This window comes from Marinobacter sp. MDS2 (assembly GCF_030718085.1).
Lineage (GTDB): Bacteria > Pseudomonadota > Gammaproteobacteria > Pseudomonadales > Oleiphilaceae > Marinobacter.
This window is the reverse complement of sequence record NZ_JAVAJF010000001.1, coordinates 1,106,189-1,132,379: the sequence shown is the minus strand read 5'-3', so window position 1 is coordinate 1,132,379 and position 26,191 is coordinate 1,106,189. Positions and strand designations below refer to the sequence as shown.

The following is a 26,191-nucleotide window of genomic DNA, read 5'->3' as shown; positions in this document are numbered from 1 at the left end:
CAAAATGGGTGAAGCAAAGCGACGCAAACAAACAGGCGCCCCTGCGCCGCGTAACCAAGGCAACAAGAAGCCGGCTTATATCGCAATAGCTGCGGTGGTTGTTGTAGCCGTGATTGCTGCGGTCTACTTCATGACCACGCCGCCGGCGCCGACCTCCGGCAATCTGCCGGTAGCCGCTGAGAACGCCGACGAGTTTCCGGCTGTTTTTGATCAATACGGTATCTCAGTCGGTGCAGAAGATGCCCCGGTGGTGGTGCGTGAATTCGCCGATTACCAGTGCCCGGCCTGCGCCAGTTTCTCCGAAGCCAGCCAGCGCTTGAAACAAGAGTACGTCGAATCCGGCAAAGTGCGTTTCGTCTATTTCGACCTGCCGCTTCGCCAGCACCCGAACGCCATGCCCGCTGCCCAAGCGGCACGTTGTGCCGGCGATCAGGGCGAATACTGGGCCATGCACGACAAACTTTACGGCTCGCAATCCTCCTGGAGCGGTTCAAACGATCCGGTTGTCACCTTCACCCGCTACGCCAACGACCTCGGCCTTGAAGAACGCCGCTTCCGCCGCTGCATGACCACCGAACTTCACAAAGAAGCCGTTGAAGAAAGCCTGCAAGTGGCCATGCAACTGCGCGTAGCCAGCACGCCAACGGTGCTAGTCGATAACATCCAACTGACCCGCCCCGGCTGGGGCCAGCTGTCGGCAGTGGTAGAGCGTGAACTAAATAAAGCCGAAGACTAAGGCTTCTGACGGGCTTGCGAACAGCGGCCCGGTTTAGCACAACGGTAGCCTTGTGCGGGGGAGTCCCTTCCAAAATCGTGCGCAGCCATGGATGGCGGAGCTGAGCGTACAAGGACGTATCCACAGCGTATTTTGGAAGGGACTCCCCCGTGCAAGGCGGCGCCAAGGCACCCGTCCACGGTAACCCCTACCTTGAACCCAACCAAAAGTGCGTTAAAATCGCCCCCGAAGCTGGCACCAAGCCCGCGAAAACCATCAATCATGCTCCGGATTTACGATCCGGCCCGCAGGAGAAAAACATGAGCAACAACATAGTTGTCTGCGCACTCTATAAGTTCGCAGTTGTTAACGATTACAGAGACCTACGCGACCCACTGCTAAATCTGATGCTGGAAAAAGACGTGCACGGCACACTGCTGCTGGCCCGTGAAGGCATCAACGGCACCATCGCCGGCAGCCGCGAAGGCATCGACGCCGTTAAAGCCTGGATAGCCAGCGACGAACGATTCGACGGCATCGACTACAAAGAATCCTTCGTAGAATTTCAGCCCTTCAAACGCACCAAGGTTAAACTTAAGAAAGAAATCGTCACCATGGGCATAGAAGGCATCGACCCCAAACGGGTGGTGGGCACCTACGTTGATCCCAAAGAATGGAACGAACTGATTTCCGATCCCGAAGTATTAGTGGTCGATACCCGCAACCAGTACGAAGTCGAAATCGGCACCTTCGAAAACGCGCAGAACCCCGCCACTGACACCTTCCGTGAGTTTCCGGACTACGTGAAACAAAACCTCGACCCGGCCAAGCACAAAAAGGTCGCCATGTTCTGCACCGGCGGTATTCGTTGCGAGAAGTCCACCGCCTACCTGAAAGAGCAAGGTTTCGACGAGGTTTATCACCTGAAAGGCGGCATCCTGAAGTACTTGGAAGAAGTGCCTCAAGAGCAAAGTCTGTGGAAAGGTGAATGTTTTGTATTTGATGATCGGGTCACGGTTAATCACAATCTTGAGCGGGGAGACTATGACCAGTGCCACGCGTGCCGTCGCCCGATTACCGAAGACGACAAGCTGCGCCCGGAGTACGAACAAGGCGTGAGCTGCCATCAGTGCATCGAGTCACTGACCGAAGAGCAGAAAGCCCGCTTCAAAGAGCGCGAACACCAAATGCGCTTGGCCGAACAGCGTGGTGAAGCCCACGTAGGTGGTGAAGCCGCCCGAATTATTGCCGAGCGGAAAGCACGCAAACAGGCAGAGCGTGAACGTCAGGCGCGGAAAAGTCTGGAAGGCGAGCGCACCCGCAAATCGGCGTCATCGTAAGATTAAACCGAACTAAGGAGACCGTATGTTGATCAGGAAGCCACTCGTTATTGCTTGTCTGGCCTTGGCACCCATGGTGCAGGCACAGGAAAGTGAAAACTGGGAAGGCGAGGCCGAGCTGGGTGTGCTGATGACGTCAGGCAACACCGACGAAACCAAAGTAAACGGCCGCCTGGGTCTGATCAACGACCAGGTATCCTGGCGCAACAGTGGTGAGTTCAGCACCAAGTACACCGAGGCTGATGACGAAACCACCGCTGAAGAATACCGAGCCGCACTGGAAACCAACTACAAGTTCGATGAACAGCAGTACTGGTTCTTGCGCGGTAACTGGGAAGACGACCGTTTCTCGGGCTACGAGTTTGAATCGTCGGTCACCACCGGTTATGGAAACCGGGTGTGGCGAACGGGCAAGCGCTCCTTCCTCGACCTCTCCGCGGGTGCCGGTTATCGCTACAACAAGCGCATGGAAGTAGACCCGGACACCGGGCGAGATGTGGAAGAAGACGCCATTGCCCGCTTGGCCGCGCAGTTCGACTATGGATTGTCTGAAAACTCCCTGTTCCGCCAGAAGCTGAGCACCGAAATTGGTCTGGATGACAACAACACGATCTCCAAATCGGAAACCTCGTTGCAAAGCTCCATCATGAACAACCTGTCTATGAAGGTCGCTTACCGGGTCAAGCACGTATCAGATGCGCCAGAAGGCTCGGAAAAGACAGACACCGAGTTGGCGATTTCTCTGCTCTACGGTTTCTAAGCAAAACGATTCAAGCATAAAAAAGGGGCAGGTGGTCGCAAACCATCTGCCCCTTTTGGCATTTTGCCGTGCGCTTACACGTTGTTCCTCAAACCCAGTTCGTCCGGGTAGGGTGTCAGATACTTCTGGGTGCTCAGGTAATCCACAGGTTCGCGGCGCTGTGCCAGCCGCAACAGCGTCATCGGAACCACCAGAGGCACTTCGCCCCGGTGGTAGGCCTCAATCTGCTCCAGCAGCACCGTTTTGTCTGCCGCGCTCATATCGTCTTTCAGGTAACCCAGCAAATGGTTCATGGCGTTCACATGAGCGCCCCGGCTGACGCGCTGGGTCATGGCTTCCATGAAGCCGTGAATATAGCGTTCTGCGATGTCTTCCAAAGGTTCGGATTTCAGGTCAGCCAGCATGGGGCCCAGTTGGCGGTAAATCTTCTCGGAATGGGCCAGCAGGGCAAATTTGTAGCGCCTGTGGAAATCCTGCAGAGATTGTTTGGTGAGGTTTTCACCGGCGACGTGCAGCATCCAGTCGTCGTAGGCAAACACCCGTTCGATGAAGTTTTCCCGCAGAACGTTGTCGTTCAAGCGGCCTTCTTCTTCAACCGGCATCAACGGGTAGGCTTTCATCAGCGCTTCGGCAAACAGGCCCCGGCCGTCCCGGTTCATCACATTGCCATCGGCGTCGTGAATTTTGATGCGCTCCATGCCGCAGCTGGGTGATTTTGCCATCAGAATATAGCCGCGCAGATCTGCCAGCGACGGCATCACCTGCTGAATAAAGTCGGCCATGGCATCGGTATGGTCAGCGGTGCCTTTATTGTCGGTCAGACGCAACTCGCCGTCTTTTTCGCGTAGATGAATCGCGGGGCGGGGCACCCCCAAACCTGCTTCCAGCTCCGGGCAGATAGAGCGGAACTCAAAGTGCTGTGACAGCACTTGCGTGCAATAACGGGAATGCTTGTGGCCGCCGTCGTAGCGAACTTCCTTGCCGAGCAGGCAAGTGCTGATGCCAACAGGAATATTGCTCACTAAATGCTCCTTGTGGGTCGCCTGAGATCGTTACCTAAACATACGTCTCTACAGTGTAAGCCGATCAATGGGAACTGCCACTATCCGCAGTCCGTTGCGGGGATCATTTATGCCCGTGCCACACGAAGTGCTCTACGCCATCGCCTTCCGGATCAGGTTTTTTTGCTGCTCGGCAAAGTCCTCGATCAGAGTGCGAGCTGTGGCGGAGTCTCGGGCCAGCACCGCGGGTTGCAGCTCGGTAAAAAAGCGTAGAGTGTGGATTAGCCCCTGTCGGTAGCGTTGGGCGCTCAAGTAGTAAGTGCGACTGACTGCCGGTTTGAAATTGGACAGGGATTCCGTCAGGTAGGGGTTGTTGACCACTGCACAGGCTGCTTCCATTACGCCGAAGCTGGCTTCGACGACGGCTGTGATGTCTGCGCCGGGTTCATTGACGGTGGCAACAATACGGTTGACAGCGTCCATTACCAACGGCTTGTCGTCTTCTTTCCAGCGTTCGCACAAACGGGTGGCGAGCATGATCAGCAAGTGCATGTAGACATCGTAAAGCTCGGCCGCGTATTCCGCGTTGATCTGAGTGGCAGAGGCGCCCTTGCGAGGCGTAATTTCTACCAGATGCCAGCGTTCAAGGGTGTACAGGGCTTCTTTCACTGACGCCCGGCTTACCTTGAGTTCGGTGGCCAGATTCGCTTCCTGAATACGCTGGCCCGGCTGAATTTGCCCCGTCATGATGCGTTGAGCCATATAACCGGCAATTTGTTCGGCCAGAGTGTTTGGCGCTTGAAAGTCCATGATTGATAGCTCTTTAAGTCGGGTAGCTAAGCCTGCTGGGGCTGACGACACCACAGTCTAACATATGCTAACTAACTGTTCGGGGGGCCTTGAAAAGGCTTCCATCTGCTCGCATATATTATGGTTCAAGTATGAACCAGATTGGGATGACCCATTATGCCAAAGCATTTCGAAAAGGCCCTTGGCCTGCATGACGCGCCGGTTCCTGAAACCGAAGGTTACGTGTTTAACCAAACTATGCTGCGGATTAAAGATCCTGAGCGCTCTCTGGACTTTTATTCCCGAGTGATGGGCATGCGCTTGGTGCGTAAACTGGACTTCCCGGAAATGAAGTTCACGCTGTATTTTTTGGCGTATCTGGACGATGCCGAAGCCGAGCGAGTGCCGGCGGATGAGGGGCACCGGACAACCTACACCTTTGGCCGCGAAGCCATGTTGGAACTGACCCACAACTGGGGCACCGAAGACGACCCCGACTTTGCCTACCACAACGGTAACGACCAGCCGCAAGGCTTTGGTCATATCGGCGTTGCCGTGCCGGATGTTTACAGTGCCTGTGAACGCTTCGAGCAACTCGGTGTCGAGTTTGTGAAGCGCCCGGATGACGGCAAAATGAAAGGCTTGGCGTTTATCAAAGACCCGGATGGCTACTGGATTGAGATCCTGCAGCCAAACATGCTGGAAAAGCAGCGTAAGGGCGGCTAAACCTCACCCCGCACCCAATGCCGGAATCAGCCGTTCTGGTTGGCTCCGGCTGCGGTGTTGCTGCGCGAAGCAACAATCACCGCCACCACCAACACAATGGCTCCTGCCACGCCCACCGTACCCAGCATTTCCCCCAGAATAAGCCACGCCAACAGCGCCACAAACAAAGGTTCCAGCGTAACCACAATGCTAGACAGGGTTGCCGGAGTGCTTTTTATGCCGGTAAAGAACATCAGGTAACCAATACCTGTGGGCACCACCCCGATGTAACACACCATCAACCAGTGCTTCAGGGCCATGGTTTCCAGCGCGGCGAAGCCACCGGTGAGCAGCACCACCGGCAGCAACAACACAGCCGCGGTGAGAAAGCAGATAAAGGCTGTGGTGAAAGCAGGCGTGCCCACCGAGTTATAACGGCTGGTCAGCGTGAATCCGGTGTACACCGCCGCCGCCAACAACGACATCAAAATGCCCGCAAGCCGAAGGGTGCCGGTGGTATCAATATCACCCACCACCAGCATGCCGGTGCCCAAAAGCGCGCCCAGAGCAGCAATCCAGGTGGTCAGAGTAGGCCGCTCGCCCAACATTGGGGCAGCGAGTATGGCTACGAATACGGGTGGCAGGCAGAGTGAAATCAACGTGGCAATACCCGCCCCGGACAAATCGACGGCAACCAGATAACTGCCTTGATACAGGGCTTGGAACAACCCAAGCGCCGTTAACGGCAGAAGCGCTTTCCAACTGAGCGAGCGTAACGAGCTGCCCACCGCATTCCCGTCAGGATTATCTCGGCGAAGTTGGCGCTGCTCCCGGCGCATTAAAACCCAGAAGAACGGCAGCGCCACAACCAGACGCAAGAAGGCAAGGGTAATAGGGGCGAGATCAGAGCCGCCGAACAGGAATTTCGCAACAATGCTGGTGGTCGCCCAAAGCAGGGCGGCAAGAGCAATTAACAGAACGCCTTGAATCATAAAGCTTGCCAAGCCACAGAGAATTAACCGAGCAGACTAACAGTGGCAGGCAGACTTCGCCATAGGCGGAAAGAAGGGGGCAGGGCGCCCCCGGAAAGGCTTATTTTACAGCAAGACGCGGAGCGTTCTTCTCAACGGTGCGGGCGCCAATACCTTTTACATTGGCCAAATCTTCAACGGACGCAAACGGGCCGTTGGCTTCACGGTAGGCCACGATGGCTTCCGCTTTGCTTTGACCAATGCCAGTCAAGGCAGACAGAGTGGCCACATCGGCGGCATTGATGTTGACCGCGCTGGGTTCATTGGCGTGAACAAAACCGGTTGCCAGGCTAAACAGCAGAACAAGGGCAGCGAAAAAAGACGTAGGTTTCATGGATGATTCCTGATTGGTAAGGGCTTTTTATATCGATCAATCAGGCGAGACAAACCAGAGGTTGTTGGAACTGCAAAGTCACTGGCTTTGCGAAGAATCAGAAAGAGAGGAAAGCAGTCGGGTTAATGCACGGAAGAGGACACTGTCCTTGTGCCCCCGAAATTCCGTGGCTGACCCCTGCCTGATCCGTCAGGCTGTGCATCATCCTGAGCACGTCGTCCCTGGTTCATCCCTGTACGCCCTGATCCTTCGGGCAACTCTTCAATTCCTTGAGTTTCCATCCCTGAGCCAACGTCCGTGCCGGCTTGTCATCCCTGACAACATCGATTCTACGCCGGGCCCGTTTATTCAGAATCGGACATCATCCACCCAGCGTGTGCGATATCTCCTACAAAGTTGTGCGTTTCACGGTGAATTGAGATTCATTGTTTGAGGTGCACCAGAGTGGCGCGCGCTCTCATCGGGAGCACCAAAATAAGGCCTCGAATCCGAAGTAGTCGGGCTTGATTGTTGATTTTTATTGTCCCGATTTGGTTTAAGTGATTGTTTGTTAGAGGGTTTTGTAGTTGTTGGAACGCTCGATGCAAAGGCAGGGTTCGTTAAAAGACTCAATACCCAACGAAAAGGACGTGCACCATGAGCCTGAAAAAAAACGTAAAGCTTGGCCTGTCTGCCTTGGCACTGTCGGTTTCCTTCCACGCGATGGCAGCGGAAGACCCCATCAAAGTGGGGGTGCTGCATTCATTGTCCGGCACCATGGCGATCAGTGAAACGGCACTGAAAGACACCATGCTAATGCTGATCGAAAAACAAAATGCCGCGGGTGGTGTGCTGGGCCGCAAGCTAGAGCCGGTGGTGGTTGACCCGGCGTCTAACTGGCCGCTGTTTGCCGAGAAAGCCCGGGAGTTGCTGGAAAAAGAAGAAGTCGACGTCATCTTTGGCAACTGGACCTCGGTGTCCCGTAAATCCGTGCTGCCGGTGGTCGAAGAATTGAACGGCCTGCTGTTCTACCCGGTGCAGTACGAGGGTGAAGAGTCTTCTGAAAACGTGTTCTACACCGGTGCAGCGCCTAACCAGCAGGCGATTCCCGCGGTGGACTACCTGATGAACGACATCGGCGTTGAACGCTGGGTGCTGGCGGGCACCGATTACGTTTACCCGCGCACCACCAACAAGGTGCTTGAGACCTACCTGAAAGACAAAGGTGTGGCGGCCAGCGACATCATGATCAACTACACGCCGTTTGGTCATTCCGATTGGCAGTCCATCGTCTCTGACATCAAGAAGTTCGGCAGCGCCGGCAAGAAAACCGCGGTGGTCTCAACCATCAACGGCGACGCCAACGTGCCTTTCTACCGTGAACTGGGCAACCAGGGCATTTCCGCCTCGGATATTCCGGTGGTGGCCTTCTCGGTGGGTGAGCAGGAGCTGGCGGGTATCGACACCGGCCCTCTGGTTGGTCACCTCGCCGCCTGGAACTACTTCATGAGCGTGGACACCGACGCCAACTACGACTTCATCGACGCCTGGGTGGAATTCAAAGGTGACGAAGCGGCCGTGACCAACGACCCGATGGAAGCCCACTACATTGGCTTCAACATGTACGTTGAGGCCGTGAAGAAAGCAGGTACCGCCGACGTAGACGCAGTGAAAGACGCCATCATCGGCGTGAGCGTGCCCAACCTCACCGGCGGCTACGCCACCATGATGCCGAACCATCACATCACCAAGCCGGTGCTGATTGGCGAGATTCAGGACAACGGCCAGTTCTCCGTGGTGTGGGAAACCCCGTCTACCGTAGCCGGCGATGCCTGGTCTGACTTCTTGCCCGGTTCGAAAGACCTGATCAGTGATTGGCGCGCACCGTTGCGCTGCGGCAACTTCAATGTGGTCACCGGCACCTGTGGCAGCTCGGCAGACGTAGCCTCCAAGTAAAGCCTATACCCGGGCAGGCTTTAACGCGTGCCCGGTTTTTTTAATTTCATTTCATCGCCAACAGGAATGAATCATGAGCATCTTTCGATTGCTCGCCGGGCTAGTCATTGTCTGGTGTATCGCTTTTGGGCCGTCACTGGCGACCGCCCAAGTACAGGACGACGCAGCGCAAATGCTGTTGCAAAGGCTCGTGGAAGCCAGCAACGCCGAGCGAACCGCGGTTCTGAAACAAATTTCTGAAAGCGGTGACGAGCGCGCCCGGGAATGGCTGGAAGCCTTCTCGGCTGGCAAGCTCGCCACCGTTAAAGAGAACGGCACCACCGTGGTCGTTCTGAGCAACGTGGGCCGCAACTGGACGGTTGCCAGTGCCCTGAACGGGGAAAACCTGGGCAAAGTGTCGCGCCGGGCTCTGGCCACCGTTCGTGTGAATAACGCATTGCGCAGTGAGGTCGAAGGCCTGCTCGCCGTGATCGACCTTACTGCAGCCAACCCGGACGTTCGGCTAGCGGCCGCCCGGGATCTATTGGGTGAAGTCGATGGCGCATTGGTGAACCAAATTGAACAGCGTGCGCAGGTAGACGACAACCCCGCCGTGCGCGACATGCTCGCCACCGCCTTGGCCATTCACCGGCTGGAGCAGGGCGACCTAAGCGCGGTTAAAACCCTGTCGGGCAGTTTGAATGCCAAGGCCCGCGCCGCGTTGAACAACGCCAGCAACAGTGACGACCCGGTGCTCGCCGCCGCGGCCGCTCAAGCGCTCGAAAGCATAGAACAAAAACTGAAAATGAACCGCGCCGCCGAAACCTTGTACTTCGGCCTGTCCCTCGGTTCGGTCCTGGTATTGGCGGCGATTGGCCTGGCCATCACCTTTGGCGTGATGGGCGTGATCAACATGGCCCACGGCGAGCTGATCATGCTCGGCGCTTACACCACCTGGGGCATGCAGCAGCTATTCCCCGGCCAGCCGGGCTTGGCGTTGATTCTGTCGATTCCGGCCGGCTTCCTGGTCGCGGCGCTGGCGGGTATCGCCATTGAGCGCAGCGTTATCCAATATCTCAAAGGCCGCCCGCTTGAAACCCTGTTGGCCACCTTCGGCATCAGCCTGATTTTGCAACAACTGGTGCGCACCCTGGTGTCGCCGCTGAACCGCTCGGTGGTCACACCAGAGTGGATGAGCGGCTCGATCATGATCAACGAAGCCCTGTCACTCACCTTGAACCGCCTGTACGTCATCGGCTTCGCCTTGGTGGTGTTCGCAGGCCTGATGCTGATCATGCGCAAAACCCGTCTCGGCCTGGAAGTGCGCGCCGTTACCCAGAACCGGGCGATGGCTCGCTCCATGGGCATCAAAGCCACGAAAGTCGACATTCTCACCTTTGCCCTCGGCTCCGGCGTTGCCGGCCTGGCCGGTGTGGCGCTGTCACAAATCACCAACGTAGGGCCGAACCTGGGCCAGAACTACATCATCGATTCGTTCATGGTGGTGGTGTTCGGCGGTGTCGGTAACCTCTGGGGCACCTTGGTGGCCGGGCTCACGCTGGGCACCATCAATCAGGTTCTGGAACCTTGGGCTGGCGCGGTACTGGCCAAGATCATGGTGTTGGTCATGATCATCCTGTTCATTCAAAAACGGCCGAAGGGGCTCTTCCCCCAGAAAGGCCGGGCCGCGGAGGGCTGAGTTATGGCTTCATCACAAACCTGGCTGTTCCGGCCGTTTCAGGAACGTTCCACCCAGATCTTCCTTGGCGTGTTGTTCAGCGCCTTGGTGCTGGTCACCTTCCTGCACCTGTTCATGCCACAAGACAGCGCGCTGCACGTCAGCGCCTACACCGTAACCTTGCTGGGCAAGTATTTGTGCTACGCCTTGCTGGCGGTCGCCGTGGACTTGGTGTGGGGCTACCTCGGTATCCTCAGCCTCGGGCACGGTGCCTTCTTCGCCCTCGGCGGCTACGCCATGGGGATGTACCTGATGCGCCAGATCGGCGATCGCGGCACCTACGGCGACCCGGTGCTGCCAGACTTCATGGTGTTCCTGAACTGGCAGGAACTGCCCTGGTACTGGCTTGGCTTCGACATGGCCTGGTTCGCTTTCATCATGGTACTGCTGGCACCCGGCTTGTTGGCGTTGGTGTTCGGCTTCCTCGCCTTCCGCTCCCGGGTTACCGGCGTGTACCTGTCGATCATCACCCAGGCGCTGACCTTCGCCCTGATGCTGGCGTTCTTCCGCAACGAAATGGGCTTTGGTGGCAACAACGGCCTGACCGACTTCCGGGATATCCTCGGCTTTAACCTGCGCAGCGATGCCACAAGGCTCGGCTTGTTCATTGCCACCGGCGTGGCGCTGGCCATCGGTTATGTGATTTGCCGCGGCATTGTCACCAGCAAACTGGGCCGGGTCAGCGTTGCCTGCCGGGATGCCGAAGCCCGTACCCGCTTTCTGGGTTACCGGGTAGAGCGGGTGCAACTGTTCGTGTTTGCAGTATCCGCCATGCTGGCCGGGGTAGCCGGGGCTTTGTACGTGCCGCAAGTGGGCATCATCAATCCCAGTGAATTCTCGCCGCTGTTCTCCATCGAAATCGTGGTGTGGGTGGCCTTGGGTGGCCGCGCAACCCTCTATGGGGCCGTCATTGGCGCCATTCTGGTGAACTATGCCAAAACCGTGTTCACCGGCGTGATGCCGGATGCCTGGCTGTTCGCCCTTGGCGCACTGTTTGTGCTGGTGACCGTGTTCCTGCCCAAAGGCATTGCGGGCCTGTTGCAAAAAGACCGGAAAACCGACACCGCTGACGACGCGCCAGCTGCACAGGAGGCCACCGCATGAGCATGTTCGAGCAACTGACTAACCGCGAGCGGGTGTTCGAGTTTCTGGAGCCCGCCCAATCCCCGGTAGACGTGCGCCACGGCCCGATTCTGTACATGGAAGATGTGAACGTGAGCTTCGATGGCTTCCACGCCATTAACAACCTCAACCTCACCATCGACGACGGCGAACTGCGCTGCATCATCGGCCCCAACGGCGCCGGGAAAACCACCATGATGGACATCATCACCGGTAAAACCCGCCCGGATAACGGCTCGGTGTGGTTTGGCAGCCGCCACAACCTGCTGACCATGAACGAGCCGGAAATCGCCAGCCTGGGCATCGGCCGCAAGTTCCAAAAGCCCACCGTGTTTGAAGCCCTCACCGTGTTCGAAAACCTCGAACTGGCGATGGCCACCAACAAAGGCATCTGGCCGACACTCACCGCCATTATGAAGCCGGAGCACCGGGATCGTATTGGCGAAGTGCTTGAAACCATCAAGCTGGAAAGCTTGTGCAACAAACCTGCAGGCATTCTTTCCCACGGCCAGAAACAGTGGCTGGAGATCGGCATGCTGCTGATGCAAAAACCTCGGCTGCTGCTGGTGGACGAGCCGGTAGCCGGCATGACCGAGCAGGAAATGGAACGCACCGCCGAATTGCTCACCAGCCTGGCGGGCAAACAGTCGGTTGTGGTGGTGGAACACGACATGGGTTTTGTGCGCTCCATCGCCCGCAAAGTCACCGTGCTGCACCAAGGCAGCGTGCTGGCGGAAGGCACCATGGACCAGGTGTCGAACGACCCGGAAGTTATCAAAGTGTACCTAGGGGAAGAGGCCTGATGCTCAAGATCGAGAAACTCAACCAATACTACGGCGAAAGCCACACCCTCTGGGATCTGGAACTCGACATCCCCCAAGGCCAATGCACCTGCGTGATGGGGCGCAACGGCGTGGGAAAAACCACGCTGATGAAATGCATCATGGGGGAAGAAAGCGTCAAGAACGGCCGCATGGCGCTGGCGGGGGATGTGGAACTCACCCAAAAGAAAATCGAAGACCGCTCCCGCCTCGGCATTGGCTACGTGCCCCAAGGCCGGCAGATTTTTCCGCTGCTTACTGTAGAAGAAAACCTGCGCACGGGCCTGGCGGTACGAAAAGACGGCAGCAAAAAAATACCCGAACGCATCTACGAGCTGTTCCCGGTGCTCAAGGAAATGAAACACCGCCGCGGCGGCGACCTCTCCGGTGGCCAGCAACAGCAACTCGCGATCGGCCGGGCGCTGGTGATCGAACCGAAACTGCTAATCCTCGACGAGCCGGGTGAGGGCATCCAGCCCAACATCGTGGCCCAGATCGGTGAAGTGATTCGCAAACTGATCGAAGAAGACGGCCTGACGGTACTGCTGGTGGAACAGAAACTCCCGTTCGCGCGCAAATACGCCGACCGCTTCGCCATCCTCGACCGGGGCCGACGAGTGGCGGAAGGGGAAATTGCAGGCTTGAGCGACGAGCTGATCAAAAAGCACCTGACTGTATGACCGCGTACCAACCCATCGAAACCCATAGCTCTGGCCACAGGTTTGACACCGAACGGCGCTGGGCGGCCTCACTGTCCCTCGGCTTCGAATCCCGAAGCGAGGGCGAGGCCGAGCTGATCACCCGCATGGTGCGCCGCCGGCACACAGGCCCATTGCGGGTACAGCGCCCGTTCTATCCGGAAGGCAAACACGGCTGTTGCCACGTGTATCTGTTGCACCCACCGGGCGGTTTGGTCAGTGGTGACCAACTGCGCATCGAAGCCACCGTAGCCGAAGGCGGCCACACCCTGCTGACTACCCCGGCCGCCGCCAAACTCTACAAAGCCGACAGCCACGGCGTGGCTTGGGCGCAGCACACCCGATTGCAGGTGGCGAAAAACGCAACCCTGGAATATCTGCCCCAGGAAACCATCGCCTTCGACGGCTCCCGGGGCGAACAAACCACCACCATTGAACTGGAAAGCGGTGCCAAAACCCTCGGCTGGGAAGTGCTCGCCCTCGGCCGCCCGGCCAGCGAACTGCCCTTCGCCACCGGCGCGCTGGAACAGCGTTTTCACCTCAGCCTCGATGGCAAACCCATATGGTTGGAACGTCAATTACTGGACCCAACCCATCGCCGGTTCACCGGCCACTGGGGGCAGGGCGGTGCCACCGTACAAGCCACACTTTGGGCCGTGGGCCTAAGCGACGAAGCCGCCGCCATCGAAGCCCTGAGAGAACAGCTTCCGGACCACAACCGCTGGGCCGTTACCCGCCGCAGAGGCGTGCTGTTACTGCGCTACCTCGGCTCCGAACGCAACGAAGCCTGGGCCCTTTGCGAACAAGCCTGGCACCTGCTGCGGCCCATGCTCACCGGCTTACCGGCCCATACACCCAGAATCTGGCTCACCTGAAGCCCAACAAATAACAACGGAACACGTTATGGAACTGACCCCGAGAGACAAAGACAAACTGCTGCTGTTCACCGCCGCCTTACTGGCCGAACGCCGAAAAGCCAAAGGCCTGAAACTGAACTACCCCGAAGCCATCGCCCTGATCAGCGCCGAAATCATGGAAGGCGCCCGCGAAGGCCGCACCGTAGCCGAACTCATGAGCGCCGGCACCGAAATACTCACCCGTGAAGACGTCATGGACGGCATCGCCGACATGATCCACGAAGTGCAGGTAGAGGCCACCTTCCCGGACGGAACAAAACTAGTCACCGTCCACAACCCCATAGTGTAAGGACCGCGCCATGACCCCCGGTGAATTCCAAATCCGCGACGGCGACATCGAACTCTGCGCTGGCCGCGAACGCATCACACTGGACGTCGCCAACACCGGCGACCGCCCAATACAAATCGGTTCCCACTACCACTTCGCCGAAGCCAACCCCGCACTCAACTTCGACCGCGCCAAAGCCCGCGGATTTCGGCTCGACATCGCCGCTGGCACCGCCATCCGCTTCGAACCCGGCCAAACCCGATCCGTCACCCTGATCCCGTTCGTTGGAAAACGGGAAATCTACGGGTTTCGCGGTGAAGTGATGGGTAAATTGGAGGGCAACGCATGAAAATTTCCAGACAAGCCTACGCCGACATGTACGGCCCCACAGTAGGCGACCGCGTGCGCCTAGGCGACACCGAACTGTGGATCGAAGTAGAACAAGACCACACCCACTACGGCGACGAAGTAAAATTCGGCGGCGGCAAAGTCATCCGTGACGGCATGGGCCAAAGCCAACGGGTAGACGAAGCCGTCATGGACACCGTCATCACCAACGCCCTGATACTGGACTGGTGGGGCATCGTCAAAGCCGACATCGGCATCCAAAAAGGCCGCATCGCTGCCATCGGCAAAGCCGGCAACCCCGACACCCAGCCAGACGTCACCATCGTCATCGGCCCCGGCACCGAAATCATCGCCGGCGAAGGTAAAATCCTCACCGCCGGTGGCATCGACCCCCACATCCACTTCATCTGCCCCCAACAGGTAGAAGAAGCCCTGATGAGCGGCATCACCACCATGCTCGGCGGCGGCACCGGCCCGGCCACCGGCACCAACGCCACCACCTGCACACCCGGTGCCTGGCACATGGGCAAAATGCTGCAAGCCGTTGACAGCCTGCCCATGAACATCGGCTTTTTGGGCAAAGGCAACGCCAGCCTGCCCGAAGGGCTAGAAGCGCAAATCAAAGCCGGAGTCATCGGCCTCAAACTGCACGAAGACTGGGGCACCAGCCCGGCCAGCATCGACAACTGCCTGACCGTGGCGGACCAGTACGACATCCAAGTGGCCATCCACACCGACACCCTTAATGAATCCGGCTTTGTGGAAGACACGCTAGCCGCCTTCAAAGGCCGCTGCATCCACACCTTCCACACCGAAGGCGCGGGCGGCGGCCACGCACCCGACATCATCACCGCCTGCTCCAAGGATTACGTACTGCCGTCGTCCACCAACCCGACCCGGCCCTACACCGTAAACACCGTGGACGAACACCTAGACATGTTGATGGTGTGCCACCACTTGGACCCCAACATCCCCGAAGACGTGGCCTTCGCCGACTCCCGCATTCGCCGGGAAACCATCGCCGCCGAAGACATCCTGCACGACATTGGCGTGATCTCCATGATCTCCTCCGACTCACAGGCCATGGGCCGGGTAGGCGAAGTGGTGTGCCGTACCTGGCAAACCGCCCACAAAATGAAAGTGCAACGCGGCCTGCTGCCGGAAGACCAAGAACGAGGCGCCGACAACTTCCGCGCCAAACGCTACATCGCCAAGTACACCATCAACTCCGCCATCACCCACGGCATCGCCCACGAAGTCGGCTCGGTGGAAGTGGGCAAGCTGGCGGACTTGGTGCTCTGGAGCCCCGCGTTCTTTGGCGTGAAACCGGCCACCATCCTCAAGGGCGGCATGATTGCGGCAGCCCCCATGGGTGACCCGAATGCCTCGATCCCCACACCGCAGCCGGTGCATTACCGCCCCATGTTCGGTGCCTTCGGCAAAGCCGCCAGTGCCACCCGCCTGACCTTCGTCAGCCAGGCCGCGCTGGACGCCAACATTGGCGAAGAGCTGGGGCTGGACAGCCCGTTGTCTGCCTGCAAAGGCGTGCGGGGCGTGCGCAAGAAAGACATGAAACTGAACGACGCGTGCCCGCACATCACTGTGGACCCGCAAACCTACGAAGTGCACGCAGACGGCGAACTGCTCACCTGTGAGCCCGCCACCGAACTGCCCCTGGCCCAGCGCTACCATCTTTTTTAAGCCGGGAATTGGAGAACCGATTATGTTGGAACTAACAAAACGCCTTGGCGATGTGAACCACGCCGGGATCGACCCCGGCGAGATTCTGGACAACCTGACTTTGCCCTACGAGCTGCGCATCCGCGGCCGTTTGCGGGCCACCACCGAAACCAACGTGGATGTAGGCCTGTTTCTGGACCGCGGCCCGGTGCTGCGCGACGGCGACCTGCTGCAAGCCAAAACCGGCGAGATCGTCCGCATCCGCGCGGCGGAAGAACAGGTAGTCACCGCCCGCATTGAAAACGGCCAACCTCTGGCGCGCCTGTGCTACCACCTGGGCAATCGCCACGTAACGCTCGCCATCGGCATGGACGAGCAGGGTGCCTACGTGCGCATCACCCCGGACCACGTGCTGGAAGAACTGGCGGAACGTTTGGGCGCAACCCTGACCCACCACACCGCCCCGTTCGACCCGGAACCCGGTGCCTACACCCAAGCCGGGTATTCCCATGGCCACGGCCTCAGCCATTCACACGATCACGACCACGGGCACAGCCATGGCCACCGTCACGAACATGCCCACTGAGGCTCCAATCCCGCAGGGGAGTGATCTGGCCTTGCTGGGCCTGATGCAACTGGTCAGCCCGGCACTGCCCATCGGTGCCTTTGCGTGGTCCCAAGGTTTGGAAAGCGCCTTTGAACTGGGTTGGGTGAACAACGAAGCCGAACTGGCCCAGTGGATTGAAGGCGTACTGGAAGACGGCCTAAGCCGCTGCGAATTGCCTCTACTGGTGCGTTTGCAGAGCGCCTGGGCCGACAGCGATGCCGAAGCGCTGGCGCAGTGGAACGACTGGCTGCACGCCACCCGGGAAACCGCCGAACTGAGCGACGAAGACAGCCGCTTAGGCGCGGCCCTCGTGACGCTGCTGCGCAACCTGGAACTGCTGTCCGAGCCACACCTGATACCGGAAGACCCCGGCTACATCACCATGTTCGCCTGGGTTGCCCACAAACGGTACGTGCCCGTGCGCCAAACGCTGCTCGGCTTCGCCTGGGCCTGGCTGGAAAACCAGCTCGCCGTGGCCTGCAAAGCGCTGCCCCTTGGCCACACCTCTGCCCAACGCATCATCGAACAGTTACGGCCACAACTGGCGGCCGCCGTAGACATTGCGCTGGAACGAGACGATCACGAACTCGGGCCCATCCTGCCGGGATTGGCGCTCGGAAGTGCCTTACACGAAACACAGTATTCACGGCTTTTCAGAAGCTGAAGACACATTGAGGAGACATAGCCATGACACATTGTTTGAGAGTTGGAGTTGGCGGCCCGGTAGGATCTGGTAAAACCGCCTTGCTGCGCCAGTTGTGCAAAGCCCTGCGCAACCACTACAACATCGCCGTGGTCACCAACGACATCTACACCCGGGAAGACGCCGATTTCCTGCTGCGCCACGAAGCGCTGGACGCAGACCGTATCCTCGGCGTGGAAACCGGCGGCTGCCCGCACACCGCCATTCGCGAAGACGCTTCCATGAACCTGGCGGCCATCGACGACCTGCAAAACCGCCACCCGGATCTGGAACTGGTGCTGGTGGAATCCGGCGGCGACAACCTGTCTGCCACCTTCAGCCCGGAACTGAGCGACCTCACCCTGTACGTGATCGACGTATCCGCCGGCGACAAGATCCCCCGCAAAGGCGGCCCCGGCATCACCAAATCCGACCTGCTGATCATCAACAAAATCGACATCGCCGAACAGGTACACGCCTCCCTAGACGTCATGGAACGGGACAGCAAAAAAATGCGCGGCGAACGCCCCTTCGTGTTTACCAATCTATACGACGGGGTGGGGCTGGAAACCATCATCAGCTTCATCCTTGAGCGCGGCATGCTGCCGGAGAGACGCCCCGAAAAACTGGCCAAAGAAGCCTGAGCAACCGAACCAAAACGATATTAGAACCACCAGGAGCAACACCATGAAACTGACTTCAAAACTACTCACCGCCGCCGTGCTTCTAACCGCCTCTGCATCCGCCATGGCCCACCCCGGCCACACCGAAGGCGGCTTCACCAGCGGCTTGCTGCACCCGATGCTGGGCCTGGACCACCTGCTGGCCATGGCAGCCATAGGCTTCTGGAGCGTGCGCCAGAGCAAGCTCATGAAAAACGCGACTCCAGCCTTCGTGATCGGCGGTATGGTGGTTGGCGCAGCTCTAGCCTGGGCTGGCCTAACCATGCCCGGCGTTGAAACCGGCATAACCTTCTCGGTACTGGTGGCCGGTATCCTTATTGCCACTTTGGCGAAACTACCGACTGCCGTGGGTGGCACATTAGTTGGTGCCTTCATGTTGTTCCACGGCTTTGCCCACGGCGCGGAAATGCCCGAAGGCGCAACACTGGCGGGCTATTTGGCTGGCTTCTCAATCGCCACCCTTGCCATCACTTTGGCTGGGCGTGGGCTGGGTAGCCTGATGTTGAAAGCGGACAGCCGGTTTAGCCGCGGAGTGGGTGGTGTGCTGGCGGTTGCGGGGGCGTATTTGGCGGCGGCTTGAGGCCGTTGCTAGTTTATAGAGTGCCCCGCCATACCTGACTGCACGACAAATTCCTCCCGAAGCCTCAACAGCAAATTCGTGCGTTCGTCGCGAATTTGCTGCTTTTCAGATTGACTATATAGGAAGTTTCCTGAAAATTAGGTAGTGTATGTTTACACACAAGGGAACTTGCCGCTGTTAGGGACGACAGATGGATTTCAGTTTGCTGCTTTAGCTTTTTTCGAATCTCTTTCGCCCCTTTTACCGCTGGTTTTTCCTGGTGCCTTGTTTAGATCTTTTGATCGAAGGTGGTTTTCGCACGCCTTTGTATTTTGGCGGCCTTGCAGATGCTCTGCGACAAGATCATTGCCAGTGCTTCATTATTGCAATAATGCGGAGGTCACGCGATTACATCAGGGGTGAAGTAGAGATGCTTGCAAGCTGCTGATTCTAATGCATAAATGATGCTGAATAATCTAGGGGTAGGCGCGGATGATTGAAGTCACTTTTGTGCAATAACGAAGCGCTCTATCTAATCACTGTTATGACTCTATGAGGTCTTTGTGCAGGTTTTAGAGTCGAGTCCATGGGACTGGATGTTATTCAGAGATGAAGGGAAGCTGTTTTTCACGGTTCTGTGTGGGTCAGTGGCGATGTACTCCGTGGACATTCAATTGTCTGAGTCCGAGGTCACCGAATATGACAACCGAAATCGAGAGGCTTTGGTGTCATTGGCCACGAAGATCCGAATGAATCCCGAAAGTTATAGTGATCGTCACATTAAAAATTTCGATGGCCATGAAGTGTCTTCTTAGGCAGTGGCCGGCTAGGGAGCAGGCGAACTTCGCAAGTCATAACAAGTCGCTGTAGTGCGCGGCCGATGGCCGCCGGACGCCCTTTTTATTGCGGCTTCGCCTCCATTGCAAGGGCGCCGCTAAGCTAAGCGTTTAAGTGTCACTAGGAGTAAATATGTCTGACAAGGAAGGTTTGGTTACTCTCACGCGAAGTTTCTTTTCTAAACACTGGGGTAGTGAGGCATCTTTACCACAGTGGGATTTTTCCTGGGAATGGCGCGGCCCTGTACCAAATTATTTGGTCGGTGGAGTCTATGCGCTGTTAAAGGGCGATGAGGTTCTTTACGTTGGCTTAGGCAATAGTCGTGGTGGAGGTATTTATCAGGATCGCGGCATCAGCCGTCGACTGATGGCGCATGTGATCAAGGCAGCACCTTCCGGATCCAGTAAGGACAGTGTCCTCCGCGAACGTTGGGAAGCGGTGGGAGTAACTAGAGTGGCCACTTTGGGATTTCCGAAGGAACTAAACTACCTCGCTCCTGCCTTGGAGGATTTCCTGATCGGTAAGCTAAATCCACCTGAGAACAGCGTTAAGCGGCAAAACACTTAACCAACCGCGTAAGGCAGACGCCCCTGATGGGCCGCCGCTTCGCTCATCGTTAGCAATAGGGAGTTAAATGGACGATTTCGAGATCACTTGGTACATGCAAGAGCTCTCAATGCACTCATTGGGTGTAGAGCACGAATTTATGAATATGCTACAAGTCGCCTCGAATCCAGAGACAAGGCAACAAAGATTAGTGTGGTTTCACCTAACCTCTTGTCTGGCGCATGCTGCAATGATGTCGAAATATTTGTCTCCTGTACGTCCTCAAGGTGTCTCGCGTGAGAGAAAACGGACGCTTCGGCGGCTTCTAGAGGTAGCTGACGATTCTGAAATCCTTTCCCGAGCAGCTCGCGATAACATCGAGCATTTTGACGAAAGGGTTGATAATTGGGTTGGCGAGGATTGCGGTGGAATTCTTGAAGTGGTTTTACCAAACCGCCGTGGATACGAAATTCTTGACGGTGACAATAAACGTATAAAGCGAGTGCTTCTCGCTGAAGAACTCATTTTTATCACAGAGAACCGGGATGGCAGTAAGCTAGAAATTCCGCTTGAACCGGTAGTTGAGGAAGCAAAGAGAATTGGGTCACGAGCTGGAGACTGGATTCAGGATAATTCTCCCTACCATTTCATTTACCCTGCTCAGCAATGCTAACCAGTCATTCCAGTTCGTTCCGGCCCTGACGGGCCTCCACCGGACGGCCTTTTCTCCGCTTCGCTACGCAAAGGCCGCCGCTGAATATTGGCGTTAAAGGCTAAAGGGAGTTATCGGTGAACAAGGAAGACCTATCCCCAGAAGACCAAGCCTACTACAAGCGTTTTGAGTTCAAGCCGTTACGAGTATTGCTGTATCTGCTGGCAGTAATTTACTTGGTGTTTGTTTATGCAGTCGGTGGTTCCCAATTCAGTGGAGGCTTTTTCAGCGGCATGGTCGGAACCTTTGTTCTGATTCAGGGTATCGACCTCTCTCAAAGACGACTGATCGTCATTGGCGGATTCCTGACAGTTGTGAGCGTCATCCAGACAATATCAACGGTGTTGTAATGACTACCGAGCGCTCACTGAAAAAGCCTTTAACAAATAGTTGTAGTACGTTTCGGGCCTGGCGGCCCTACACCGGACGCCCATTTCGCTGCGCTACATGGGCGCCTCTAAACAAGGGCGTTAACTGCCTTTATCTATGAATATCGTAACCTGGAACTGTAATGGAGCATTGAGGCGAAAGCTTGCAGAAGCGGAGAGTTTGCAAGCTGATGTCTTGGTGGTTCAGGAATGTGAAGACCCTGCGCTATCGACCCCTGCATACAGGGAGTGGGCCGGTGAGTACCTATGGGTGGGTGAGTCAAAGAATCGTGGTATTGGCATCTTTCCCCGAAACGGTCATCGAGTAGAAAAGTTAAATTGGAGCGGTAGCTTTTCTGTACCGGGGCTGTTCAGCAAAAGCGAAACACTGAGTTGGAAAACAGAAGATCTCAGGCTTTTTCTTCCCTTCACTATTAACAACGAGCTTACCGTGCTGGCCGTGTGGACAAAGGGGCGCAATGACGAAGCATTTGGTTACATGGGGCAATTTTGGAAGTATCTTCAGATCCATCGTGAAGACCTTAGCAAGCCAAAAACAGTCATTCTCGGTGATTTTAATAGCAATGTGCGCTGGGATAAGCCTGATCGGTGGTGGAATCACTCGGACGTAATTGCCGAGCTTAGAGCGATGGGATTCGAGAGCCAGTACCATCGAATTTTCGGTGAAAATCAGGGAAGCGAGACCATCCCAACATTTTTCCTCCAGCGGAACCGCGAAAAGGCGTACCACATTGATTACGCTTTTACTTCGCATGATTTGACTGAAGAATGTACTTTGCAGATCGGCCAGCATGATGACTGGATTTCAACAAGTGATCATGTTCCATTGACGCTGATCACCAACAGTTAACAAAGTGGTCAACGGGACGCTGGGCCTCCAACCGCTGCGCAGTTCGCGGTAGGTTATGCGGGCATCATAGGGAATGCAAAAAGATCTATTTTCGAACCGACATAGGACGTTGAGAAATGAAATGGGCTTTCATCGACTACGAGAACGTAGGCAATCTAGGTAAGGTCAATCTCTCAGAGTATGAGCGGGTCATCGTGTTCCTTGGCGCCAAGCAGCCCAAGCTGGACTTCATGGATACGAAGTACGATAAACCGATCAATATGGTAGTCATTCAGCTAAAGGCTTCGCAGGCGAATAATCTCGATTTCCATCTTGCCTATTACCTCGGAAAGTTCGATGCTCAGACCGACCGAGCGGTGGCGTTTGAGGTGATCAGCAACGATTCGGGGTTCTCGCCGCTGATTGCTCACATCAAGTCCAGTGGGCGTGTATGCAAGCAGGTGAAAATTGCTGGTGCTTCTGGTGAAACTCAGAAGCTGATAAAAAACTTATCTGCCCGACCAAAAGAGAAGCGACCGCAGAAGGTTACAAGCCTTCGCAACCACATCGCTTCTCACCTCCGGCTCCAGGGAAACGAGGTAGCTATTCAGAAAGCCCTTAACCAATTGGTACAGGCTAAGTTTCTAAAGGTGTCTGATACCGGCGTGGAGTATTTGGCCTGAAGAGAAAACTCTGCCACCCTGAAAAAGTCCATCAAGGAGAATACACCCGTGTATATCCTGTAGTCGATTCGTGAGGTATTGGAAAATGAGTAATGAAACTCTGAGTGCCGAGGAACTTGGCAACAAGCTGCTTCAATCGGTTAAAGAGATGAAAGCTGGCAATGCTGCTCGCGTCAGTCGTGTGGAGCCAAATGAGGTCGCAGAAGCGCGTGGCAAGACTGGCCTCACACAGCGGGAGTTCGCTGAGGTGCTTCATATTTCCCCGCGCACGCTGACCTCTAAATAGCTCAACCACGAGTATTTTATGAAATTCCTAATCCTCGCCATTTTCGCCACCATCACCGCTTTCCTTATCTGGCGCAGCAAACAAAATACCGATCCCTCCGAGCAAGCCTGCGCCATCGAAATCGGCAACCTACTCAAAGCCAATCCCGATGCTAATCCCCAAGCCATTGCCGATATCTTCATAAAACACAGCATTGATCCTTCGCGCTGCCAGAACGTGGGCGCAATGGTCATGCCGCAGTTACGCAAAAATGGCTTGAAGCCGGAAGATGCTCGCATTGTGATGGGGCAGGTTAGGGCGGCTTACCCTCTCGTTCGCTAGGCCTCTGTTCAGGCCTGTTGAGGTGGCAGCAACGCCTGCACCTCGTCACCAAGTGCCACCTCGCCCCCTTTTACCACTCGCGCGGTAATCCCGCCGTGCCCGCGCATGGCGTTATAGCCACCGGGCCCAAGCGTTGTTTCCATTTTGCTGCAGGGGTGGCATTGGCCGGTGTATTCCAGCACCACGCTGCCAATTTGAAACGTTTTGCCTTTCAGCGCCAGCAGGTTCAGGCCAGAGACTACGATGTTGCGCCGGAACACTTCGGGTTCTATGGCGTCTCGCTGTAGGAAGGAGCCAATGGTGTGAAGGTGTTCTTGCTGAATCAGGGTGACTTGGCGTTTACTGGTTTCGCGCCCAGCGAATCGGTCGCCTTCCAGGCCCGTGCCTGGGGTGATCGCCACGCGCTCGATTGCCTGCATGGGCTCACCGCGAGCGGGGCGGATGCCAATCCATTCCACGCGCCCGCGCTGGGGGAGGGTGTCTAGCAGGGTTTGAAGTGGAGTTGGTTCAGACATGGGCAAGCGCTCGCACGCAGTCGCGGAACAGCTCCGCCGAGAAAAACCGGTGCTCCCCAGGTTGTTCTGCCACCAATAGCTGGCCGCCGGATTCGCGGATGCCGCCCTCGATCATCAGGTTATCGCTCATCTCGAAGTCTTCAATGGCGTGGCCGTGTTTCTCTTGGTCGGCAGCTCCGGCGCGGTCGCGATAGTTCTGGCTGTCCAGAGTGAATCCGACAGCGGGTTTGCCCTGGCCAATCATGTAGCCGACTTCAAACACGGTGCCCGGGTCTGCGCTGATGCCCCGAAACGGCGTGAGGTTGGCAATGATGGCGTCGCAACTGTCCATCAGTTCGCGGTTGGCCTGGTAGATTCGGTGGCCGCGTTCGGGTTTGGCCTCGTGATCTGAAAATGTCAGGGCGGTGTCCAGTGGGTCTACGCCTTCGTATCCGGCTTCCTGAAGAATGCGCTTTTTCTCGGCCACGATGGCTTTGTGTTCTTCGGCGGGGAAGAACACTTCGGGGCCTGCGAGGTAGATGCGTTTTGGTGTTGTCATGTGACCCTCGGCTTTTACTGCAGTTGATGGGTCAGTTTACGTGTCCAGTGCTGCTTTGTGGATAGGTCCGTAATTCGCCGCTGTAGGTAGGCCTTTATTTCTATTTGGCGGTGCATCGTCCATTTTTGCATCAACTTTCCCGAGCCCTTGTGGTACGTGGCTTATGAATGGTTAACCCTAGGTTCCCAACACAGTTATCCACAGCTTTTGTGAGTAAAGTTAGTGTCAGCTTTGAGTTCAGCCGTGCTATGGGAACTATACGTTGACCAGTTTGGCTATTTTGGGGTCACACAGGCGGCCGCTTGAGGCCGACCGAAAGCTTGTCTTTTTAAACAAAAGCGAACATTCTAGTCACGCCTTCCCTCCGCCTCCGAAAGCACCACTGCCAAATCCTCGGGCACCGGCATGGGTGCAAACGCGCTGACGTTTGCACGACCGGTGTTTCCGACCGGAACCCAAATTCGGGAAAAGACCAGGGCGGCAATGGTTCGGGTCAACTGCCCCAGCACCTCACGAACGTCTCTTGTTCGCCAACCCAGTCTGAGCATCCGTAAGTGGGTTGCAGCGTGCGCCAGAGCATATTTCTGGCTGAGGATATGGGCACGTTCCAGATGGGTGAAGGCTGTCTGGAAATCGCCTGCGCCTTCCGCCCTGCCTGTCGCCTCAAGCTCCGCAATATAGGATGGCTTCAGTTCACTGTGCATTGATGTTTACTCCCCGTAGATTGGCAACGGCAAGCCGATAATCGACCGCCTGCCCCCGAAAGGTTCAGCCTTTCAGTGCCAGTATGCGTTTGGCACCCATCAAGACGATGCCACCGACAATTCCGCCAATAATCAGATCTGGGTAGTTGGACCCGGTCCAGGCAACGAGCAGCCCCGCAAGTATTACCCCCAGGTTGATGACCACGTCGTTGGCTGAAAATATCCAGCTGGCTTTCATGTGAGCACCGCCTTCACGGTGTTTTGCGATCAGGAGCAGGCAACTGATATTCGCAATGAGAGCAACAGAGGCGACGGCCATCATCATTAACGACTGAGGATCACTGCCGAACAGAAAACGTCTGCTAACTTCAACCAATACCCCAGCGGCAAGGATAAGCTGGAGGATGCCTGCCACATGGGCCGCTCTGACCTGCATTTTGATGCCGTGCCCAACGGCGTAAAGTGCGAGACCGTAGACGGCGGCATCGGCAAGCATGTCTAGCGAGTCTGCAATCAGGCCAGCGGACTGGGCGATCAGGCCCATCGTCATCTCGACCAGAAACATCAGGCCGTTGATTGCCAGCAGTATCCATAAAGTGCCGGATTCTTCGCTTTCGTTGGCCTTAGAAGATTCAGCCGCTCTGACGGATTCAGCGCTGGCGTCTTCTGTCCGCTGCAAGGAAGCACCCAGGCCCAGGTTTTCCAGTTTGCTGGTAATAGGACCGGTTTCTCCATGGTGGATAATTTCCAATGTACGACCCGATAAATCGAATGACAGCGACTGAATGTTTTCAACGCCAGTCAGTGCCATTCGAATCATTCGCTCTTCCGAGGGACAATCCATTTTTGGTATTTTGTAGGTGCTTAGCTGGCTACCTGTTTCGGCGGTGGCGCGTCCCTGAAACTTGTCATCTACGACAGAGTCTTCACTACCACACTGCCCATTGCAGGGTTTGCTCATTTTCTCGGCTCCGGTTTTCGTACAAATGATGCAATTTAAAACCCTGTAGCCACTACAGGGTCAATAACTAATCTACACTAGTAGTCGTCAAAATCGGCGTTTGTCTGGATAAAGATCTACAATGATAAGTGCGATGGTGTGGACGTCTAATTTTATTT

Annotated in this window: 32 protein-coding genes; 24 read left to right on the top strand and 8 right to left on the bottom strand. The window is 56.5% G+C overall.

All coding sequences use genetic code 11. The features are described from left to right. Positions 1-4: 4 nt before the first annotated feature. The 3 genes from Q9245_RS05450 (at position 5) to Q9245_RS05440 (ending at position 2,815) form a co-directional block, all read left to right on the top strand. Positions 5-736, top strand: a complete 732-nt coding sequence (locus Q9245_RS05450) for a thioredoxin domain-containing protein (protein ID WP_305896183.1) — start codon at positions 5-7, stop codon at positions 734-736. A 299-nt stretch (positions 737-1,035) separates the two neighbouring features. Further along, complete coding sequence (locus Q9245_RS05445; protein WP_305896182.1) at positions 1,036-2,055, top strand: rhodanese-related sulfurtransferase; 1,020 nt, start codon at positions 1,036-1,038, stop codon at positions 2,053-2,055. A gap of 25 nt (positions 2,056-2,080) precedes the next feature. Beyond that, positions 2,081-2,815 (top strand): YdiY family protein, encoded by a 735-nt coding sequence (locus Q9245_RS05440; protein WP_305896181.1) that lies wholly within the window; start codon positions 2,081-2,083, stop codon positions 2,813-2,815. Positions 2,816-2,889: 74 nt separating this feature from the next. On the opposite strand, the gene Q9245_RS05435 is transcribed toward Q9245_RS05440, so the two are convergent. After that, the gene (locus Q9245_RS05435) at positions 2,890-3,837 is read right to left on the bottom strand and encodes a DUF523 and DUF1722 domain-containing protein (protein ID WP_305896180.1); all 948 of its coding nucleotides are present in this window, start codon (positions 3,835-3,837) and stop codon (positions 2,890-2,892) included. Between the two features lie 132 nt (positions 3,838-3,969). Next, the gene (locus Q9245_RS05430; RefSeq protein ID WP_305896179.1) at positions 3,970-4,626 is read right to left on the bottom strand and encodes a GntR family transcriptional regulator; all 657 of its coding nucleotides are present in this window, start codon (positions 4,624-4,626) and stop codon (positions 3,970-3,972) included. Positions 4,627-4,782: 156 nt separating this feature from the next. Between Q9245_RS05430 and gloA the strand changes: the two genes are divergently transcribed. Beyond that, entirely contained in the window at positions 4,783-5,331 is a 549-nt protein-coding gene (gene gloA, locus Q9245_RS05425; protein WP_305896178.1) for a lactoylglutathione lyase, read from the top strand. Positions 5,332-5,357: 26 nt separating this feature from the next. On the opposite strand, the gene Q9245_RS05420 is transcribed toward gloA, so the two are convergent. Both Q9245_RS05420 and Q9245_RS05415 read right to left on the bottom strand, forming a co-directional pair. After that, entirely contained in the window at positions 5,358-6,302 is a 945-nt protein-coding gene (locus Q9245_RS05420; protein ID WP_305896177.1) for a DMT family transporter, read from the bottom strand. A gap of 100 nt (positions 6,303-6,402) precedes the next feature. Beyond that, positions 6,403-6,675 (bottom strand): ComEA family DNA-binding protein, encoded by a 273-nt coding sequence (locus tag Q9245_RS05415; protein ID WP_305896176.1) that lies wholly within the window; start codon positions 6,673-6,675, stop codon positions 6,403-6,405. A gap of 636 nt (positions 6,676-7,311) precedes the next feature. Here Q9245_RS05415 and urtA point away from each other — a divergent pair. From urtA to Q9245_RS05315, 20 genes are all read left to right on the top strand, one after another. Beyond that, complete coding sequence (urtA, locus tag Q9245_RS05410) at positions 7,312-8,610, top strand: urea ABC transporter substrate-binding protein (RefSeq protein WP_305896175.1); 1,299 nt, start codon at positions 7,312-7,314, stop codon at positions 8,608-8,610. A 73-nt stretch (positions 8,611-8,683) separates the two neighbouring features. Next, positions 8,684-10,288, top strand: coding sequence for an urea ABC transporter permease subunit UrtB (urtB, locus tag Q9245_RS05405; protein ID WP_305896174.1), 1,605 nt, complete (start codon positions 8,684-8,686; stop codon positions 10,286-10,288). A gap of 3 nt (positions 10,289-10,291) precedes the next feature. Then, the gene (urtC, locus tag Q9245_RS05400) at positions 10,292-11,431 is read left to right on the top strand and encodes an urea ABC transporter permease subunit UrtC (RefSeq protein WP_305896173.1); all 1,140 of its coding nucleotides are present in this window, start codon (positions 10,292-10,294) and stop codon (positions 11,429-11,431) included. Continuing rightward, a complete protein-coding gene (gene urtD / locus Q9245_RS05395; RefSeq protein ID WP_305896172.1) occupies positions 11,428-12,252 on the top strand; it encodes an urea ABC transporter ATP-binding protein UrtD in 825 nt (274 codons plus the stop codon). The genes urtC and urtD overlap by 4 nt, the downstream gene beginning before the upstream one ends. After that, positions 12,252-12,950, top strand: a complete 699-nt coding sequence (urtE, locus tag Q9245_RS05390) for an urea ABC transporter ATP-binding subunit UrtE (protein ID WP_305896171.1) — start codon at positions 12,252-12,254, stop codon at positions 12,948-12,950. The genes urtD and urtE overlap by 1 nt, the downstream gene beginning before the upstream one ends. Continuing rightward, positions 12,947-13,843: an urease accessory protein UreD gene (locus Q9245_RS05385; protein WP_305896170.1), complete on the top strand. Its 897-nt coding sequence runs from the start codon at positions 12,947-12,949 to the stop codon at positions 13,841-13,843. The genes urtE and Q9245_RS05385 overlap by 4 nt, the downstream gene beginning before the upstream one ends. Positions 13,844-13,871: 28 nt before the next feature. Then, positions 13,872-14,174: an urease subunit gamma gene (gene ureA, locus Q9245_RS05380; protein ID WP_114334330.1), complete on the top strand. Its 303-nt coding sequence runs from the start codon at positions 13,872-13,874 to the stop codon at positions 14,172-14,174. Between the two features lie 10 nt (positions 14,175-14,184). Beyond that, positions 14,185-14,502, top strand: coding sequence for an urease subunit beta (locus tag Q9245_RS05375; RefSeq protein WP_305896169.1), 318 nt, complete (start codon positions 14,185-14,187; stop codon positions 14,500-14,502). Further along, complete coding sequence (gene ureC, locus Q9245_RS05370; RefSeq protein ID WP_305896168.1) at positions 14,499-16,202, top strand: urease subunit alpha; 1,704 nt, start codon at positions 14,499-14,501, stop codon at positions 16,200-16,202. Before Q9245_RS05375 ends, ureC begins: the two co-directional genes overlap by 4 nt. Before the next feature lie 22 nt (positions 16,203-16,224). After that, positions 16,225-16,767 (top strand): urease accessory protein UreE, encoded by a 543-nt coding sequence (gene ureE, locus Q9245_RS05365; RefSeq protein WP_305896167.1) that lies wholly within the window; start codon positions 16,225-16,227, stop codon positions 16,765-16,767. Then, complete coding sequence (locus Q9245_RS05360) at positions 16,739-17,452, top strand: urease accessory protein UreF (protein WP_305897180.1); 714 nt, start codon at positions 16,739-16,741, stop codon at positions 17,450-17,452. The genes ureE and Q9245_RS05360 overlap by 29 nt, the downstream gene beginning before the upstream one ends. Positions 17,453-17,475: 23 nt before the next feature. Then, entirely contained in the window at positions 17,476-18,114 is a 639-nt protein-coding gene (gene ureG / locus Q9245_RS05355; RefSeq protein WP_305896166.1) for an urease accessory protein UreG, read from the top strand. Between the two features lie 43 nt (positions 18,115-18,157). Beyond that, positions 18,158-18,733 carry a HupE/UreJ family protein gene (locus Q9245_RS05350; RefSeq protein WP_305896165.1) on the top strand — a complete coding sequence of 192 codons (576 nt, stop codon included), beginning with the start codon at positions 18,158-18,160 and terminating at the stop codon, positions 18,731-18,733. Positions 18,734-19,681: 948 nt separating this feature from the next. Then, complete coding sequence (locus Q9245_RS05345) at positions 19,682-20,116, top strand: hypothetical protein (protein WP_305896164.1); 435 nt, start codon at positions 19,682-19,684, stop codon at positions 20,114-20,116. A gap of 67 nt (positions 20,117-20,183) precedes the next feature. Then, positions 20,184-20,768 (top strand): hypothetical protein, encoded by a 585-nt coding sequence (locus tag Q9245_RS05340; RefSeq protein ID WP_305896163.1) that lies wholly within the window; start codon positions 20,184-20,186, stop codon positions 20,766-20,768. Between the two features lie 116 nt (positions 20,769-20,884). Then, positions 20,885-21,157, top strand: coding sequence for a hypothetical protein (locus Q9245_RS05335; protein WP_305896162.1), 273 nt, complete (start codon positions 20,885-20,887; stop codon positions 21,155-21,157). Positions 21,158-21,293: 136 nt separating this feature from the next. Further along, the gene (locus tag Q9245_RS05330) at positions 21,294-22,046 is read left to right on the top strand and encodes an endonuclease/exonuclease/phosphatase family protein (RefSeq protein ID WP_305896161.1); all 753 of its coding nucleotides are present in this window, start codon (positions 21,294-21,296) and stop codon (positions 22,044-22,046) included. A gap of 116 nt (positions 22,047-22,162) precedes the next feature. Continuing rightward, a complete protein-coding gene (locus tag Q9245_RS05325) occupies positions 22,163-22,708 on the top strand; it encodes a PIN domain-containing protein (protein ID WP_305896160.1) in 546 nt (181 codons plus the stop codon). An 85-nt stretch (positions 22,709-22,793) separates the two neighbouring features. Next, a complete protein-coding gene (locus tag Q9245_RS05320; protein WP_305896159.1) occupies positions 22,794-22,994 on the top strand; it encodes a DNA-binding transcriptional regulator in 201 nt (66 codons plus the stop codon). A gap of 18 nt (positions 22,995-23,012) precedes the next feature. Further along, positions 23,013-23,315, top strand: a complete 303-nt coding sequence (locus tag Q9245_RS05315; RefSeq protein ID WP_305896158.1) for a hypothetical protein — start codon at positions 23,013-23,015, stop codon at positions 23,313-23,315. A gap of 8 nt (positions 23,316-23,323) precedes the next feature. Here Q9245_RS05315 and Q9245_RS05310 read toward each other — a convergent pair whose 3' ends face one another. From Q9245_RS05310 to Q9245_RS05295, 4 genes are all read right to left on the bottom strand, one after another. Then, a complete protein-coding gene (locus Q9245_RS05310; protein WP_305896157.1) occupies positions 23,324-23,830 on the bottom strand; it encodes an MOSC domain-containing protein in 507 nt (168 codons plus the stop codon). After that, positions 23,823-24,368 carry a nucleoside 2-deoxyribosyltransferase gene (locus tag Q9245_RS05305; protein ID WP_305896156.1) on the bottom strand — a complete coding sequence of 182 codons (546 nt, stop codon included), beginning with the start codon at positions 24,366-24,368 and terminating at the stop codon, positions 23,823-23,825. The genes Q9245_RS05310 and Q9245_RS05305 overlap by 8 nt, the downstream gene beginning before the upstream one ends. 347 nt (positions 24,369-24,715) lie before the next feature. After that, a complete protein-coding gene (locus tag Q9245_RS05300; RefSeq protein WP_014420763.1) occupies positions 24,716-25,072 on the bottom strand; it encodes a DUF3703 domain-containing protein in 357 nt (118 codons plus the stop codon). A 64-nt stretch (positions 25,073-25,136) separates the two neighbouring features. Continuing rightward, entirely contained in the window at positions 25,137-26,033 is an 897-nt protein-coding gene (locus tag Q9245_RS05295) for a cation transporter (protein ID WP_014420764.1), read from the bottom strand. Positions 26,034-26,191 lie beyond the last annotated feature (158 nt).

What these genes read in the sequence shown, in the direction of transcription:
- Q9245_RS05450 (WP_305896183.1), top strand. Translation starts at nt 5, where the DNA reads ATGGGTGAAGCAAAGCGACGCAAACAAACAGGCGCCCCTGCGCCGCGT.
- Q9245_RS05445 (WP_305896182.1), top strand. Translation starts at nt 1,036, where the DNA reads ATGAGCAACAACATAGTTGTCTGCGCACTCTATAAGTTCGCAGTTGTT.
- Q9245_RS05440 (WP_305896181.1), top strand. Translation starts at nt 2,081, where the DNA reads ATGTTGATCAGGAAGCCACTCGTTATTGCTTGTCTGGCCTTGGCACCC.
- Q9245_RS05430 (WP_305896179.1), bottom strand. Translation starts at nt 4,626, where the DNA reads ATGGACTTTCAAGCGCCAAACACTCTGGCCGAACAAATTGCCGGTTAT.
- gloA (WP_305896178.1), top strand. Translation starts at nt 4,783, where the DNA reads ATGCCAAAGCATTTCGAAAAGGCCCTTGGCCTGCATGACGCGCCGGTT.
- Q9245_RS05420 (WP_305896177.1), bottom strand. Translation starts at nt 6,302, where the DNA reads ATGATTCAAGGCGTTCTGTTAATTGCTCTTGCCGCCCTGCTTTGGGCG.
- Q9245_RS05415 (WP_305896176.1), bottom strand. Translation starts at nt 6,675, where the DNA reads ATGAAACCTACGTCTTTTTTCGCTGCCCTTGTTCTGCTGTTTAGCCTG.
- urtA (WP_305896175.1), top strand. Translation starts at nt 7,312, where the DNA reads ATGAGCCTGAAAAAAAACGTAAAGCTTGGCCTGTCTGCCTTGGCACTG.
- urtB (WP_305896174.1), top strand. Translation starts at nt 8,684, where the DNA reads ATGAGCATCTTTCGATTGCTCGCCGGGCTAGTCATTGTCTGGTGTATC.
- urtC (WP_305896173.1), top strand. Translation starts at nt 10,292, where the DNA reads ATGGCTTCATCACAAACCTGGCTGTTCCGGCCGTTTCAGGAACGTTCC.
- urtD (WP_305896172.1), top strand. Translation starts at nt 11,428, where the DNA reads ATGAGCATGTTCGAGCAACTGACTAACCGCGAGCGGGTGTTCGAGTTT.
- urtE (WP_305896171.1), top strand. Translation starts at nt 12,252, where the DNA reads ATGCTCAAGATCGAGAAACTCAACCAATACTACGGCGAAAGCCACACC.
- Q9245_RS05385 (WP_305896170.1), top strand. Translation starts at nt 12,947, where the DNA reads ATGACCGCGTACCAACCCATCGAAACCCATAGCTCTGGCCACAGGTTT.
- ureA (WP_114334330.1), top strand. Translation starts at nt 13,872, where the DNA reads ATGGAACTGACCCCGAGAGACAAAGACAAACTGCTGCTGTTCACCGCC.
- Q9245_RS05375 (WP_305896169.1), top strand. Translation starts at nt 14,185, where the DNA reads ATGACCCCCGGTGAATTCCAAATCCGCGACGGCGACATCGAACTCTGC.
- ureC (WP_305896168.1), top strand. Translation starts at nt 14,499, where the DNA reads ATGAAAATTTCCAGACAAGCCTACGCCGACATGTACGGCCCCACAGTA.
- ureE (WP_305896167.1), top strand. Translation starts at nt 16,225, where the DNA reads ATGTTGGAACTAACAAAACGCCTTGGCGATGTGAACCACGCCGGGATC.
- Q9245_RS05360 (WP_305897180.1), top strand. Translation starts at nt 16,739, where the DNA reads ATGGCCACCGTCACGAACATGCCCACTGAGGCTCCAATCCCGCAGGGG.
- ureG (WP_305896166.1), top strand. Translation starts at nt 17,476, where the DNA reads ATGACACATTGTTTGAGAGTTGGAGTTGGCGGCCCGGTAGGATCTGGT.
- Q9245_RS05350 (WP_305896165.1), top strand. Translation starts at nt 18,158, where the DNA reads ATGAAACTGACTTCAAAACTACTCACCGCCGCCGTGCTTCTAACCGCC.
- Q9245_RS05345 (WP_305896164.1), top strand. Translation starts at nt 19,682, where the DNA reads ATGTCTGACAAGGAAGGTTTGGTTACTCTCACGCGAAGTTTCTTTTCT.
- Q9245_RS05340 (WP_305896163.1), top strand. Translation starts at nt 20,184, where the DNA reads ATGGACGATTTCGAGATCACTTGGTACATGCAAGAGCTCTCAATGCAC.
- Q9245_RS05330 (WP_305896161.1), top strand. Translation starts at nt 21,294, where the DNA reads ATGAATATCGTAACCTGGAACTGTAATGGAGCATTGAGGCGAAAGCTT.
- Q9245_RS05325 (WP_305896160.1), top strand. Translation starts at nt 22,163, where the DNA reads ATGAAATGGGCTTTCATCGACTACGAGAACGTAGGCAATCTAGGTAAG.
- Q9245_RS05320 (WP_305896159.1), top strand. Translation starts at nt 22,794, where the DNA reads ATGAGTAATGAAACTCTGAGTGCCGAGGAACTTGGCAACAAGCTGCTT.
- Q9245_RS05315 (WP_305896158.1), top strand. Translation starts at nt 23,013, where the DNA reads ATGAAATTCCTAATCCTCGCCATTTTCGCCACCATCACCGCTTTCCTT.
- Q9245_RS05310 (WP_305896157.1), bottom strand. Translation starts at nt 23,830, where the DNA reads ATGTCTGAACCAACTCCACTTCAAACCCTGCTAGACACCCTCCCCCAG.
- Q9245_RS05305 (WP_305896156.1), bottom strand. Translation starts at nt 24,368, where the DNA reads ATGACAACACCAAAACGCATCTACCTCGCAGGCCCCGAAGTGTTCTTC.
- Q9245_RS05300 (WP_014420763.1), bottom strand. Translation starts at nt 25,072, where the DNA reads ATGCACAGTGAACTGAAGCCATCCTATATTGCGGAGCTTGAGGCGACA.
- Q9245_RS05295 (WP_014420764.1), bottom strand. Translation starts at nt 26,033, where the DNA reads ATGAGCAAACCCTGCAATGGGCAGTGTGGTAGTGAAGACTCTGTCGTA.